The organism is Streptomyces sp. CB02923 (genome assembly GCF_001905005.1).
In the GTDB taxonomy this organism is placed as follows: Bacteria; Actinomycetota; Actinomycetes; order Streptomycetales; family Streptomycetaceae; genus Streptomyces.
Map to the genome: position 1 here is coordinate 1,229,021 of NZ_LWKZ01000023.1, position 14,491 is coordinate 1,243,511.

The following is a 14,491-nucleotide window of genomic DNA, read 5'->3' on the forward strand; positions in this document are numbered from 1 at the left end:
CCCGGGCGCAAAGCCGCCGAAGGCCAGCCTCCGGCCCACCGCTTCGGCAGGCGCAAGGCAGGCGGGCCGGGCCTTCACGGAGGCCCGGCCGCACCGGCCGCCTCGTCAACGGCTTCGGCCGGCGCGGACCACGGCTCCCCGAGAACGACCACCAGGGCAGGGCCGCACGGGCTGACCACAGGCTCCCGCCGGCGGCCCTGTGCGTGACGCGCTACAGGCCGCTGTTCCAGACCTTGCGCGGGGACTCGAAGCCGTTCCCCTTGCTGGTGAAGATCCACAGGCCGGTCTCGATACGGCCGTCCGCACCGCGTCCGTAGTCGTATGTGACACTGATGTCGCTCTTGCCGTCACCGTTGAAGTCGCCTGCCGCCAGCTCACTGGCCTGCCAGTTCCAGCTCTCCTGCGCGCCGCTGTTCCAGACCTTGCGCGGGGCGCTGAGGCCGTCCTTGCTGCCGTCGAACACCCACAGACCGGTCTGGTTGCGGCCGTCGGCGCTTCGGCCGTAGTTGTAGAGGACGGCGAGGTCGGTCTTGCCGTCGCCGTTGAAGTCGCCGGCGGCCAGCTTGCTGGACTCCCAGCTCCAGCTCTCCTTCGCGCCGCTCTCCCAGACCTTGCGCGGGGCGCTGAAGCCGTTGCTGTCGTTGGCGGTGAACCACAGGGCGCTCTGGTTGCGGCCGTCGGCGCTCTGGCCGTAGCCGTACAGGATGGCGAGGTCGGTCTTGCCGTCGCCGTTGAAGTCGCCGGCGGCCAGCTTGCTGGACTCCCAGTTCCAGCTGTCCTTCCCGCTCTCCCACACCTTGCGCGGGGACTCGAATCCGTCGCCGTTGCTGGTCAGGGTCATCAGGCCGGTCTGGTTGCGGCCGTCGGCGCTTCGGCCGTAGTTGTAGAGGACGGCGAGGTCGGTCTTGCCGTCGCCGTTGAAGTCGCCGGCAGCGAGCTTGCTGGACTCCCAGCTCCAGCTGTCCTTGCCGCTCTCCCACACCTTGCGGGGCGCCGCGAAACCGGCGCTGCCCCCGCTGGTGAAGGTCCACAGGGCGCTCTGGTTGCGGCCGTCGGCGCTTCGGCCGTAGTTGTAGAGGACGGCGAGGTCGGTCTTGCCGTCGCCGTTGAAGTCGCCGGCGGCCAGCTTGCTGGACTCCCAGTTCCAGCTGTCGGAACCGCTGTCCCAGACCGTACGCGGCTCGGCGAAGCCGTCCCCCTTGGCGGTGTACACCCACAGGGCAGCCTGACTGCGCCCGTCCTTGGACCGGCCGTAGTCGGTGAGCAGGGCGAGGTCGGTCTTGCCGTCGCCGTCGAAGTCGCCGGCTGCGGTCATAGAGCGCTGGGGCCTCGCACGGACCTGCTGGATCCAGCCGGCGATGTCGTCGGTACGGGAGGCGACGGCATCGGTGCGCTTTTCCTCTTCGTGGCCCAAGCAGCCGCCCTGCCACGACCGGCTGCTGACACCGATCAGTTCGTAGCGGCCGCCGATGTCGCGCCATACGGGGGCGCCGGTGTCGCCTTCGCAGACCGCGGCGCCGTTGTCCTGGCCCTTGATGCCGACCGTGGTCGCCTTCGCGGCGCTTACGGAGAAGCGTCCGTAGTGCAGGCGGTCGGGGACCCATTCGTCCTTGGTGCGGCCGTAGCCGCTGACGAAGGCGTCCTCGCCGGGCAGCGGGGCCTTGGCGGTGATCTCGGCGGGGGTGATGCCGGGGACGGGCTTGGCCAGCTTGGCCATGACCAGGTCACGGTCGGCGCGCGGTACGAGTTGCTCGACGGTGGTGACGGTGCCGCCGGTCTCGCGGGACATATCCGTGCGGCCCACGGTCGCGGTGGTCTTCGTCTTCGGGGCCCCGGCGGGGACTTCGAGGCTCTGGGCGGGGTTCTCCGCGAAGCAGCTGGCGGCGGTGACCAGCCACTGCGCGTCGACCAGGGCGGCCGAGCAGCTGCGCTGGCCGCCGATGTCCAGCTTGGCGGTGAAGGGGTAGGAGCCGTCCTTGGTGGCGGTGCCGACCACGGCGCCCGCGGGGGCGGCCGTCAGCAGACCGCCGGCAGCGGTGAGGGTGAGGAGCCCCGCGACGAGAGCTGCGCGCGGACGTCTGGCAGGCATGTGCATGTTCCTGTCTGAGTTCGGATGCGGGCTACGACTGGCCCCGTAGCCGGAAGTCGGGCGTGGTGAGAGGCGGTCAGCCGGTGACGCGGAGCTCGACCAGGACGGGGAAACCGGCGGGCGTGTCATCGGCCGAGCCGAAGCCCTTGATGTCGTTCTTGCCCACGTTCACCGACTCGGTCTTCTTGTTCGCGGTGAGGCTGGCCTGGACCGTCACGTCGCCCGTTATGACGTTGTAGACCCGGGGGACCTCCAGCGTGAGGTAACCGCTCTTCCCGGTCCCGGTGACCTTGAAGCAGTACCGGCCCGGCACCGTCTGGCCCGAGTGCCTGAAGGCGGTGGAGACCTGGATGTCCTGGCTGGCGGGGTCGAGGCAGTCACCGAGGACGATGTGGCCGTCACCCCTGCGCAGGGCGATGCCCTGCTCCTTGAGGATCTTCGCGGCGTCCGGGTACTCGAACGTCTCGACGGCGTACGGGGGGACATCCTCGTCGCCCGTCGTGGGCGCGGCCACCGCGGACCCGCCCGCCAGGGCCGTCAGGCCCGTGACGAGTACGGCGGCTCCGACAGCACCGGCGGAAAACAGCTTTCCACGCGCGGCAGATATCACCAGAGGATTCCTTCCAGCATTCATATCCCGGCAGATGGCCGGGGGTAATAGCGAAACAATGGAGATTGCTGGAGAGTATCACCCGTTTTCCGGCCGGCCGTCGACTTGCCGAAGTATTTCCGCGGGGCATTTCACGGCCCCGGACCGCGGCGGGACCGCAGGGAAGATGTGTGACGATATCGTGACCTCCCGCAGTACAACCCCCGGGCGGCGTGACATTTTCGTGACCTTCCCCGGTGCGGCCCGGCCCGGTACCCGTCCCGCTTTCCCCGTCACCTCGGCACCGGATGTGGCTATGATCGCCGCGCCGAAGGCACTTGTCTCTGAATTGCAAGGACCAACAAATGAAGAAAAACCTGCGCCACCCGGCGCGGACCAGAAAGAGATATAGGCTCGGCATCCGATTGCTGAGCTTAAACCTGCTGCCCTCGACACTCCTTGCGGGCCTGCTCGGAACAGCTCCCGCCGCTGCCGCCGAGACGCCGGATGCCGCCCGGGCCCGCGTGGTGGAGCTGTGGTCGGCCGGCGGCCCGAACGTCAAGGCCGCGGCCGAAGCGGCGCTGCTGGGCTCCGGCGACGACGTCCGCACGTTCCTCGACAGCAGACTGTCCTTCGCCGAACTGACCGACCTGAACATCCAAGCGACACGGATGTTCCAATCGGGCGGTGTGATGGTCCGCGCAGCCGCCTTCACCGCGCTGGGCTCCGGATCCAAGGAAGACGTCGTCACATTCCTCAAGGACGGGTGGAAGGGCCCGGCCGAGTCGGACCTTCGCATCCGCGCCACGCAGATCACCACGGCAGGTGGCCCCGCGGTCAAGGAGGCCGGACAAGCGGCGCTGCGCGGCTCGGCCGACGACGTCCGCAAGTTCCTGGAACAGGAGCAGTACCCGGCCAGGGATACGGACGACCGGATACGCGTCACGCAGATCATGACGGCCGGTGGACCGGCGACCAGGGAAGCGGCCAAGACCGCGCTGCGCGGCTCGATGGACGATGTCCGGGAATTCCTCGCCGTGGGCCAGAGCATCGCACGCAACCGCGACCACGAACGGGCGACCGTCTCGCAGCTGGCCGAGCAGGCCAGGGAAGCCGGCAGGGCCGCCGAACAGCAGACCGCCGCGGCCAAGGAGGCCGGCACACGAGCGGAGACGGCTGCTCAGCTGGCCAAGACCGAGGCAGCCAAGGCCCGCAAGGAGACGGAGGCGGCAGGCAAGGACGCCACTGCGGCCTCGGACTGGGCAGGGCGTGCGGCGGAAGCGGCGAAGCAGGCCGCTTCCGCCGCGCAGGAGGCCATCAGCGCGGCACAGGCCGCGAACTACGCGGCCCGCATGGCCGCGGACGCCGCCGCGAAGGCCGCTTCCGCCGCCTCCGCCGCCGCGGCGGCCGCGGCGCGGGCCCGTGACGCCGCCGCCAACGCCGCATACAACGCCGGCACGGCTGCGGTCGCGCGCCGAGCCGCCGAGGACGCCGAAACCGCCGCAGCCGCAGCGGACAAGTCCCAAGAAGCGGCTCGCCAGGTGGAAATAGCCGCGAAGGCGGCCGGGGACGCCGCGGACGCGGCCTACCGGGCCAGTGACAATGCCGATGCTGCCGCCAGTGCGGCGAACGAGGCCGGCGGTTACGCCGGTGTGGCGAACGCCGAGGCCGCCAGGGCGAAGCAGTGGGCGGCAACCGCACGCAGCCAGGCCCAGGCGTCACGCCGTGCCGCCGTCGCGGCACGCGACCTCGCTTACGAAGCCGCCAACGCCGCCGGACAGGCCCGCCGGCTGGCCGGCTCAGCGGCCCAGCACGCCAGGAACGCCGCGGCCGCCGCCAGGAAGGCGGCACAACACGCCGGCGAGGCCACCACGGCCGCCAAGGAGGCCGAAGCGCACGCCACGGCCGCCAAGGAAGCCGCGGACACCGCGACCCGGGCCGTGGCCGAGGCCCGGCAGGTTCACGACATCGCCGCCAAGCTCGAAGCCGAGGAGCTCAAGGCCCGGACGGACACCGCGATCCAGAAGGCCAGGGCCGAGAAGCGGGATGAGGCACTGGCGGACAAGGAAGAGGCCCAGCGGGCCGACACCGCGCGCAACGCCGAGGAGGAGGCCAAGCGCCTGCTCGCCGAGGCCGAGGCCCCCGGGGACAAGACCGCGGAACTCGCGGCGAAGGGCCGAAAGGCCGCCGTCCTTACGATGAAGACCCGCGGCCCGTGGAGCCAGGCCGCCGCCAGGACGGCGCTGACGGGCTCGGACGAAGCCGTCGCCGAATACCTGCGCACCGGCTGGCAGCAGGCTGCCGAGCAGGACGAACGCGCACGCGTGCAGAGTCTCGCGGTCAACAGTGCCTACGAAGACGTACGGAAAGCGGCGGACACCGCCCTCAAGGGCGACGCCGAGCAGATCAGCGCATTCCTGCGCACCGGCGCGGACGAGGCAGCGCGAACCGGTTACGGCATCGCCGCCACTCGGCTCGCGAGCAGTGGCGGACCGCAGCTCAAGGCCGCTGCCCATGCGGCGCTGAAGGACGGCTCGATCGCCAAGATCCGCGCGTTCCTGAGCGAAGGCCAGTTCGCCGCCCGGGAAGACGACGAACGCATCACCGCCACCCGGCTGGCGGGCAGCGGCGGTGCCGAGACGACGGCGGCGGCCAGGGTCGCTCTGGAGGGCACCTCCGAGGCCCTGCACGCGTTCATCCAGAACGGGCAGCACTCCACGGCCCGCAGGGACCAGCTCACCGCTGCCCACGGCGCCGTGATCAAGACGCTCATCGCCGACGCCTCCGTGGTGGCCGCCAACGCGCAGAAGAGCGCGGCCGAAGCCGCTGTCGTCGCGGCGCAGGCCGGCCAGAGCGCGGCCGAGGCCCGGAAGGCGGCGGCCGACGCCGACGCCTCACAGAAAAAGGCCCAGGAGTACGCCACCGAAGCCGACCAGTGGGCCAAGCAGGCAGAGGCATCGGCCAGCGCTGCAGCCGCGTCGGCCCGCGTGGCCGACGCCGCGGCCACCCAGGCCGAACGTGACGCCGACAAAGCCGAGTACGAAGCGTCACGGGCATCCACGTCCGCGATGCAGGCGAACACGGACGCCGACTCCGCCTACGCCGCGGCACGCAAGGCCCGCGCTTCGGCCGAAGCCGCGGGACAGGACGCCGCCGCCGCCGAGAAGGCATACGGGCACACCATCGAGATCTACTACACCAAGGTCCGCCAGGAGGAGGAGCGCCGCCGGCAGGAAGAGGAGGTGCACCGGCTGGCAGAGCAGGGCATGTCGGACATAACGCGCCTCCAGCTCCAGTCGCTGCGGGAAATGCTGGCCGCCGGAACGGGCGGCGGAGGAGACTCCACGCGGCCGGGCGCGATCGAACTCGGCTTCCAGTGGTTGTTCGGAACGGGCAACAAGCTGGATTTCTTCTTCGCCGGAGACGAATTCACGGAGCAGCTCCGCAACGACCACTCGATGGACACCGTTCGCGAGGAGATCCGCAAGAAAATACTCGAGGGGAACGCCAAGGAATACCACGACGGGTACAGCGTGATGAAACACGAGGGCTGGAACCGGTTGATCGGCGATGCAACCGACCTGCTGACGTACGGGTTCACCGGTACCATCAAGTCCAGGAGCACCAGAGGAAAGCTCGGCACTTCATCCGCCACCTTCGTCGGCTCGTACGACTACTACTTCGATGTCATCTCACGAGACGCAAAGACGGGTAAAACCAGACTGCGGATTCGGATCAATAACAGAACTACAATCAACTCGCTCCTGCACCCGCCCGGAAAATACAGGCCCTTCGTCGAGAAATGGATCGGCATGCCGCTGACGGACGTAGCGGACGGATTCGGCGGGCCATTCCGGACAAAGGTCCAGGAAGTGATCTGGGAAGAAGACATGATCATCCGATGAAGAAGATAGTGCCGCTGGCCATCGCGGTGTCTGCACTGGCCCTCGTTGCCGGGGGATTTCTGCTCTTTGCCGTCATCGACGCAATGAAGCCGGGCACGGCGGAGCGCGGTGACGTCATCGGCTCCTGGACCGGCTCCGGAGGAGCCCGGCTGACCCTGCGCGAAGACGGAACGGCGACCGGAGTGAAGGTGCCCGCACGCTTCGCTCCGGACGGAACCCCGACCGACACACTCGGCGGGAGCGGAACGTGGTCCATGAAGAAGAAGATGTCCTCCGCTGCGGACCAGGAGATCGAGGTCGTACTCCACACGAGTCCCGGAATAAGGGCCGGTGTTGACTTCAGCGTCAACGGCGAGGGAGCCGAGGACGGCCTCTATCTTCCGGTATCCGCAGAAACCGCCCAGCAGTTCCGCTTCAAGAAGATTTCCTGAAAACCCCTGAAACCCGGGTGCAGTGACGTCCATCCGCAGCCGAACAGCAGCGGCAGCGGAAACGCTGACCGAATACGGTACTGGCCCCGGTCATCATGACCGGGGCCAGTACCGTACGCGGGTTACAGCAGGCGCCGCGAGCCGCCAGGAGGGGCAGCAATGCGCGAGGCGGATAGAGCCTCCCCGCACGTGAGGGGAACACGAGCGGCCAAGAGCACCGGCCGGCCGCAACGAACCCGGGCACGCTGGACGTCATTGCGAAAAGAACACGAAACGCCCGCCTCGTCGGGGCGGACCTGCGTGCGCTCCTGCCTGGACATCAATGTACGGAAGTAGCACACGGGGTGTAGGCCGATATCCGAAGCGCCCCGCCGCCTCGGTGCCGAGGTTCCGTCCACGGCACCGACGTCCCCGTTCATGAGCACTCCCGGCCACCGCGCCGGGGCAAGACGCGCAACTCCGTATGCGCTCTAAGGACGGGGCGCGGAGGAGTACGATGAAGCGGCAGCGCACCGGGGCAACGGGCCCCAGGCCGAGGTGACACTGCCGTACGGGCAGACCGTACGGGCGGTCGTCGTCCGGCGCCGGCGTAGTCGCTCCCGGGGGCGATGGTACGACTGTGAGCTGACCGTGCCGGGGCGGGCGGACACGCCGCGCGGGCCGACCCGGCAGCCTTCGGCCGTGGAGTTCGGTGCGCCGTATCCAATCGTGCAGCCCATCGAGGGCGTCGACTACTCCAGCTTGAATCCGCCGCCGGAGGAGCGGGTCCGGCGGCGCATCGACGAGGCGAAGGACGGACGCCGGCTGCTGCACCGCATCGACCGCGCGGCCGGCAGCGAAGGCGGCGGCCTGGTGACCGGCACCGAGGTACTGCGGCTCCCGGCGCAAGGCCCGGGGACAGCGGCCGCCTGTGCAATCTGCCGACCCGAAGCCGTCCTACGGACCCTGCCACCGCCACCGGCTGACCCGTGACGCAGTCTCCGGCTGTGGGGCTCACCTGGGCGGCACCTGCTGATGTCACATCTGCGGGCCGCCCGCGCCCTACTGGATGAAAGCAGCACACCATGTGCTGCCGGCCGGAACGGAGGCCGGAGATGGATCCGGTGGTATGGGGCCTGGCGGCGCTCGCCAGCACCTGGCTCCTTCGCGTGCTCCACGTGTGGGTCGTCGGCCGCGCTGCGGTCCGTACAGTGGCATTGCAGCAGCAGGGGCTCAGCGAGCGGGTTCGGTGGCTGCCGCCCGGAAGCCGCGTTTCGGAGCGCAACGGGGACCGAGAGGTCACGATGGCGATCGGGACAGAGCGGAGCGGCGGTGAACGTGCCTGATCTGCCCGCTGGCACCCCGGAGTACTTTGAGCTCCGCCTGGCCAGCACGGACGAGAAGAGCGCGGTGCCGGTAGGCGAGCCGGAAGATGCGGCTGCTTTCCATGCCGTCTACACCGTTGAATTGCCCAAGCTCACGCGCTTCCCCATGCGCTTGGGCGCGTCTCCGTACGAGGCGGCAGACGCCGCGCACGAAGCATTCATCGCGGCGCTGCGCAGCTGGGCGGTGATCGAAAAGATGCCCGCCTGGCTGCGCACCACGGCCTGTCGCTGCTATCTGCGGCAGGCCGATCGCCGCGAGTGCCCCACCGGTGCGTTGCCCGAGCGCCCCGGCGGAACGTGCCCGGTAGCCCAGGCCGAGTTCAGCGGGGAGAGCAACGCGTACTGGAGGCTCCGGCCCGGTTACCGCCGGCGCGGAGGCAGGCGATGGCCTGGTCACAGGAGGGTTCAGCCATCAGGAGATCAGCGGGGTCCTTGGTACGGGGCGGCTGCCGTACGGCAGAACTGCCACCGTGCGCGCGCAAGGTTGAAAGAGGTCCTGGGACTGCCGAAGGGAGGTACGCGATGACTGACTCCGTGGTTCGCTCATCCCGACCCGACGAGAGCGCCCTGTTGCTCGACGCGTTGCTCGACGAGACAGACCGTGAAGCGCGGGACGCGGCCACCGAGGCACCGGACACCGAGGCCGGTCTGCTGGACCTTTCCTCACTGTCCCGCCGAACGGGCGTTCTCGGGCCGGTGCCCATGCGCCTGCGGCTCATGCCTGCGGCTCATGCCGGCGGGTATCTCGACACGGGACAGCGATGGAAATGCCCCGGTGCGCTTCGCCCTGCAGTACCTCGCTCACGTCGAGTTGCGGATCAGCAAACTGCTCGCGGACCTCGAACCTTTGCCGCTCCCTCAGCGGAGCAGGGGGCAGCTGCGGATGCGCCGCTCGCTCAAGGTGCTGCGGTCGGTGAAGCGGGCAGCCCTCGACCGGACGCTCAACCAGGCGTACTCGACGCACGTCACACCACCCTTCGCCTGCACATGCGGCGCCTGACGGACATGCTGAGGGAACAGACAACTGGTGCAAACGGAGCTGACGGCGACCACCCCGGTGCCGCGCACTGCCTGACAGCCGCCATGAAGATGGCCTACCACTACAACCGCTGCTTCACCGGACTCAGGCACCTGCTCAGCGATGCGGACGAGGGATTGAACGCGCCTCTGCGCACCTGATGGGGGCGCGGGACCTGGTCGCGGGCGGCGGCTTCGGCCAGCTGCTTTGCAGTGGGGACGTCAGTTCGACGGACTGCTGGGCCGGGAAGGCACGGAGGCGCGGGGCAGCGTCAGCGCTACGCTGCCACCGGGGACGCATCACCGCTCTGCTGACGTGGCCCGGGCCTCTTCTGTCTGATGCTCTGCGGGGCGGCGTTGCCGTAGTGGTCGCCGCGCATGACGCCGGCCACTACGGGCCGGAAACCGAGATCCCCCAAGCGTGCGCCAAGGGGCAATTCAGGTGGCCGGCTATGGCGGAGAATGCCGCCGCCCGCTGCCCGCTGCCCGCTGCCCGCTGCCCGCTGCCCGCTGCCCGCTGCCCGCCGCCCGCCGCCCGCCGTTGTTCGGCTGAGGGCCGGCCCGCAGCGGGTGCGTGCCGCAGTTGTTGGCGGGGCGGATGCGCTGGGGCAAGGCGAATACGTCTGGGCTGCCGGAGCCTTGGTGCCAGTCGCTGCGGCACCGGCTGAGCTGACCTCGACGTACTTCAAGGAGCCAGCTGCCGGACGCCCGCCCGCCGATGGCCCTGCAATTCCTTCGATGCCCGCTGCTCCGTCTACGGCAGAAACCCCGGGCTCCAAGGTGAGCTTGGGGCCAGTAGGATCTGTCATCAAATATCACGCTCGTGTCGGCGGACAGCGCGGCGGCCTGGCACTTCACCCTCGCCCCGGCAGGCCGGCGGCTTGCTCGTGCGATCATGCGGGCGGCTCTCGATCGACCGGTGCGCAAACCGATCAGACGGTCGAGCGATCGGGTCTTCGGGCAGCGAGCAAGAACGGGAGTGCGTCGTGAGCGGGGCTGGGGGACAGGACGGCTCGTCCGTGTCCGACAAGGAGTGGGAACGGTTCCTCCGGGAGTCGGTGACAGGCGCGCCCGGGGCTCCTGTGGAGCCGTCGGCGCGCGCCCGTGAGGCGGGGCGGCGGCTGCGGGGGCGTCCCGGGCAGCCGGAGGGCTGGCGTGCGTACTCACCTGCCCGGCCCCGGCGCAGGGCAGGTTGGTACGTGATGGGCCTGGCGGCCGTGGCTCTCTTGGCCGTGGCGCTCTTCCCGCAGCAGCTCGTCGGCTGGTTGGGCGGCGGCGGTGCGCCGTTGGCTGCCGAGTCGGAAAGCCCGCGGCAGGCGCCCGGCGCCGAGCCGGCTCTTGGCCCTACCCTGGCCGAACCGTTCCGGGGCTCGCCCGCCGCCCGCTGGGCCGACGGAGCGGCCGGGATCGGGGTGCCGCAGGCCAGGGCAACCGGCTGGATGGACACCGCCCAGGTCGAGCAGGTCCTGCAGCGAAGCCGGGAATTCCTGGTGGCCGCGGGGCTCGATGACCGCGTGCTGCGCGGCGAGCGGCCCACGAAGGCGATCGCGCTGCTCAACCCGCACCAGAAGGACGTCCAGGAATACCTGCGCAGTGCCTTGTCCTCGGCAGCACCCGCGCCCGAGAGCGACCCGCTGCGGTTGTTCAGCCGCTTCCGGCCGGAGCAGGCCCGTCTGGTCGGTGATGTCGTCAAGACGCGCGGCAGGCTCACGTACCGGGAGGGCAGACGAGGGGCGGTCGAGGTGACAGCGGACGTCACCTTCGTGTACCCGGTCACCCCGGCAGCGGGCGAGGCCGGGCCTAACGCCGAGGTCATCCGTACGATCGTGCGGCGCAAGGTGGTGATGAGCTGGGACGACCCGGCCAAGGTCATCACCGAACCGGGCACGGTGTCCCTCGTCTCGTACGCCCTCGACATGACCAACGGCGGCTGCTCCGCCCCGACCGGCTACTTCGTGCCGCCCTTCGGCACGGCCGGTGAGCAGCCCGCCGGCACGGCCCGCCAGGTCGATCCGTACGACCGCAGCAAGCCGATCGGCACGGGTGGCGGCACGGCGGCCGCAGGCAACGGCTGCGCGACCGCCACCCGCTCCTAGAGCCTTCCGTCACGCACACAACAAGAGGGACGCCAGGACTGGCGGTCTTAACACCCACGGCTGCCACTCACCCGGCTCCGGCGCCTGAACAGCCAGAGCCGGGGCAGGCCCGCCCGCCCTGGCGGCGCAGAACACGCAGCGCCACCAGCCGCAGCGCCGCGCCCGCTCCGCCGCCCGGGCGCATGCGGACACCGAGCAGCTCATCACCCGCGCGGTGCGCACCGAACTGGATAAGGCCAAATGCTGACGTACTGACATCGGCTGGCAGGGTGGGCGCCTTATCAGATCGGCCGCGATGCCGCTCCCGCCCCGTTGCCGCCTGACTGAGCACCAGGCTCTGGCTGCGTCGCATCAGTGCGCCCGCAGCCTGGAGAGTTTCCCGTCCAGGCTCCTGTATGTGGACAGTCTTCCGCTCCAGCTCAGAGGGGAGGCTGTCGAAACCTGGCAAGCGCGGGCTCGGATTCCAATGTCCCGCAAAGCGCGTTCGGCGGCTGGATCACTGGCAGGCAGTAGCCGAAGGGCACCAGGCGACTCCTGCCGCCGGAACTCCGCCCTCCAGCAGGCCGTCAGCGATCTTGAACGTCAGGTGCCGGAACTGTCCGCACGTCAAGCGAGCTTGCTCCAGGAGCTCCAGGAGACCGAGCGGCAGCTGTCATCGGCGCGGCAGGCTTTCCAGCACTTGCGGGCTCTGACTGGTACGGTCCCGCCCGCGCCCGTTACGGCACCGATGGCCGAGGCGCAGCCGGAGCCGGCCGGCGAAGCGCCGGGGACGGGCTGCCTGCGCAGGCCAAGGGCGTTGCGCCGACTGCGGAAGCCGCGGCCGCAGTACCCCGGCCTCGTGCTTCCGCCAAGACAGCCGGAAAGACGCGCCGGGCTGCTCCTGCCGGCGAGAAGGCGGCGACGGACAAGGCCGAGGCAGCGTCGAAGAAGCCGAGGACGCCCCGGGCGACAGCCAAGGAGAAGACGGCCTCCGGTTCGCGCGCGAGCGTCCCGGCGGCCGGCCAGCGTACGGAGAAGGCGTCGCCGCTTCCGAGCGCAGCGATCACGATCCTGACGGCAGAAGGAGCCGCGATGCGTCCGGCCGAGATCAACGCCGCGTTGGGCCGGGAGGACACCGCGGGCCAGCGCGCATCACTGCGCAACACCCTGGAACGCGCCGTTCAGGGCAGGGCTGCTGAAGCGCCCGGGCGCCGCCAGTTACACGGCCTGAGCAGCCTCGGTGGCCTGTGCGGCCGTCGGCCCCGCCGTGAGCCCAGGCGCACAGCAGTCCGGCACCGGCGGGCCCTGGGCCTGCTCTGAACAGTCCCTGCTGACAGCCCCCGGCAGGCAGCGGGCTGTATCAGCGCGGGCAGCGGCGTTCGTCCCGGCCTGGACCGCTCCTCGGCGGCTCGCCGCCCAAGGCCTGTGAGGGGCGGACCGCGGCCAGGCCCCGCCGGTGAGCTCGTAAAGCCGGCGGGCATGCCGCCTCTGGTGGCCGGGTGGCCGGGTGGCCGGGGTGGCCGGCCGGAGGATGTCTCGGTGCCGTGGTGCCGGGAAGTGCCGGCTGGCCAGGCTTTCCTGCGAGTTGTCGGACTCGGCAACCGGGTCTTGCGAGGGGCGGCAAAGGGCACTGTCCGTGGCGTTGGGGACGGTTCAGGTGTGAGGCGACGTGGGCTGCAGGGCGTATCCGGAGGTGAGGACGGCGTCCCCTCGGTGGGCCTGGCGTCGCAGGGCGCGCCACGGCCGTCCGGCGGCGGAGCGGGTGCGCGGCGCAGGGGCGGGTGCTGCCGACTCGCGGTTCAGTGTCCGTAGGTCTCTGATTTTGGTGTCCTGGCGGTGGGCTCTTTGACGTGCGCAGATGAGGGGGGTGTGGTGCAGTGGGCGTGAGATGTGTGGGAGGCGGAGTGCGAAGTCGCAGGGCACTTTCATGGCAGTTGCGGTAGCGTCCGAGTGCGTCTTCGTGGTCGGTGTGCGCGGCTCTTCAGGGAGTGCCGGGGGCCGGGTGGCATCTTCACGTTCACGCGCGTGGAGAACGGAACGTCTTCTTCGGGCGTGTGTTGGTGGCGTCGGCGGCACCTTCACGGGCGTGGGGGGCGCCTGATGAGTGGCACCCGCATCGTGTTCTGCGGCCCGGAGGGTCTGATCGGGGCTGCCTGTCCCTGGACCGCGCCCCGTGCGAAGCGCTTGCCACCGCCGTCCTGTGTGGAAGAGCCCGGACCTGATGTCTGGCGGCTGCGGGCAGGTCGCCCTCCAGTTCACCGGGTACGCCCGTGCGGTAGCCGCCGGTGTTGAGTGCCGCGGCCGCCGTCCTGGCGAAGGACGACGGGCGCGGTGTCCTTGGCGATGTCATTCTCAGTGAAGCCGCCGGGCGTCTGTCCGTACCGATTCAGGGCATCGCTCGGTGTATCCGGAGCCGCGCCGCCTCGTAGGGGCCCTCTGCACCCGTCTGGGTCGCCTTACCGGACCCGCCGAGGCCGCCGGGTGGTTTGCCGCAGGAGCGGTCCAGGATTCCAGGGCTTGCGCGTACTTCGGTGCGGTGCCGCCGCTTTGGGCCGGCACCGTCACGCTGGAGTGTGTGTAGGCCCTGGATTATCGCGGGCTTCAGCGGCAGTGCGGCTCCGGCGTTACGCCGGGGCTGGCTGCGGCTCCTCCGGCGCTTCGGCAGCCTTGCGCGCCGGCCTTGCAACGTGGGGCGGCAAGCAGCTGTCGGGGGAGTCGGCGTTCTCGCGCAGCCGGGCGCGCGGTTTGTGCGGGCACGCCTCGGTGAGAAGCTTTTGCGGGTCGTCCTTCGGCTGCTGTGCATGCCGGGCGTGCGTCTGTCCGCTGCGGGGGCCGCCTTCTTGGGATGACGGCCGGCCTGTTCGGCCACCGCGGCGCCGGCTCGCTCAGAGCCGGTCGGCGAGAGGGTGCGCAGCCGGGGCCGGCTGTGAGCGCCGGCACCTGTTCGTGGGTGGCGAAGATGCTGGTGTGGGCCCCGCGGGGGATTCCGGCGTCTTTCATGGGCTGGGCGGTGGCGAGTGC

The 14,491-nt window shown here is 70.2% G+C and carries 8 protein-coding genes; 6 read left to right on the top strand and 2 right to left on the bottom strand.

Going from position 1 to position 14,491, the window contains the following annotated elements; all coding sequences use genetic code 11:
- Positions 1–211: 211 nt before the first annotated feature.
- Together A6A06_RS23410 and A6A06_RS23415 are read right to left on the bottom strand one after the other, a co-directional pair.
- Positions 212–2,089 carry an FG-GAP-like repeat-containing protein gene (locus tag A6A06_RS23410; protein ID WP_073763200.1) on the bottom strand — a complete coding sequence of 626 codons (1,878 nt, stop codon included), beginning with the start codon at positions 2,087–2,089 and terminating at the stop codon, positions 212–214.
- A gap of 76 nt (positions 2,090–2,165) precedes the next feature.
- Complete coding sequence (locus tag A6A06_RS23415) at positions 2,166–2,699, bottom strand: hypothetical protein (RefSeq protein WP_242440884.1); 534 nt, start codon at positions 2,697–2,699, stop codon at positions 2,166–2,168.
- A gap of 344 nt (positions 2,700–3,043) precedes the next feature.
- Between A6A06_RS23415 and A6A06_RS23420 the strand changes: the two genes are divergently transcribed.
- From A6A06_RS23420 to A6A06_RS41995, 6 genes are all read left to right on the top strand, one after another.
- The gene (locus tag A6A06_RS23420) at positions 3,044–6,583 is read left to right on the top strand and encodes a hypothetical protein (RefSeq protein WP_079194255.1); all 3,540 of its coding nucleotides are present in this window, start codon (positions 3,044–3,046) and stop codon (positions 6,581–6,583) included.
- Positions 6,580–7,014, top strand: a complete 435-nt coding sequence (locus A6A06_RS23425) for a hypothetical protein (RefSeq protein WP_073763202.1) — start codon at positions 6,580–6,582, stop codon at positions 7,012–7,014. Before A6A06_RS23420 ends, A6A06_RS23425 begins: the two co-directional genes overlap by 4 nt.
- 681 nt (positions 7,015–7,695) lie before the next feature.
- On the top strand, positions 7,696–7,986 hold the full coding sequence (locus tag A6A06_RS23430) for a hypothetical protein (RefSeq protein WP_073763203.1): 291 nt from the start codon (positions 7,696–7,698) through the stop codon (positions 7,984–7,986).
- A gap of 1,167 nt (positions 7,987–9,153) precedes the next feature.
- Positions 9,154–9,378 carry a hypothetical protein gene (locus tag A6A06_RS23440; protein WP_073763205.1) on the top strand — a complete coding sequence of 75 codons (225 nt, stop codon included), beginning with the start codon at positions 9,154–9,156 and terminating at the stop codon, positions 9,376–9,378.
- A 1,036-nt stretch (positions 9,379–10,414) separates the two neighbouring features.
- Positions 10,415–11,491: a hypothetical protein gene (locus tag A6A06_RS23445; RefSeq protein ID WP_073763206.1), complete on the top strand. Its 1,077-nt coding sequence runs from the start codon at positions 10,415–10,417 to the stop codon at positions 11,489–11,491.
- A 1,071-nt stretch (positions 11,492–12,562) separates the two neighbouring features.
- A complete protein-coding gene (locus tag A6A06_RS41995; protein WP_199931083.1) occupies positions 12,563–12,790 on the top strand; it encodes a hypothetical protein in 228 nt (75 codons plus the stop codon).
- The last annotated feature ends 1,701 nt before the right edge of the window (positions 12,791–14,491 follow it).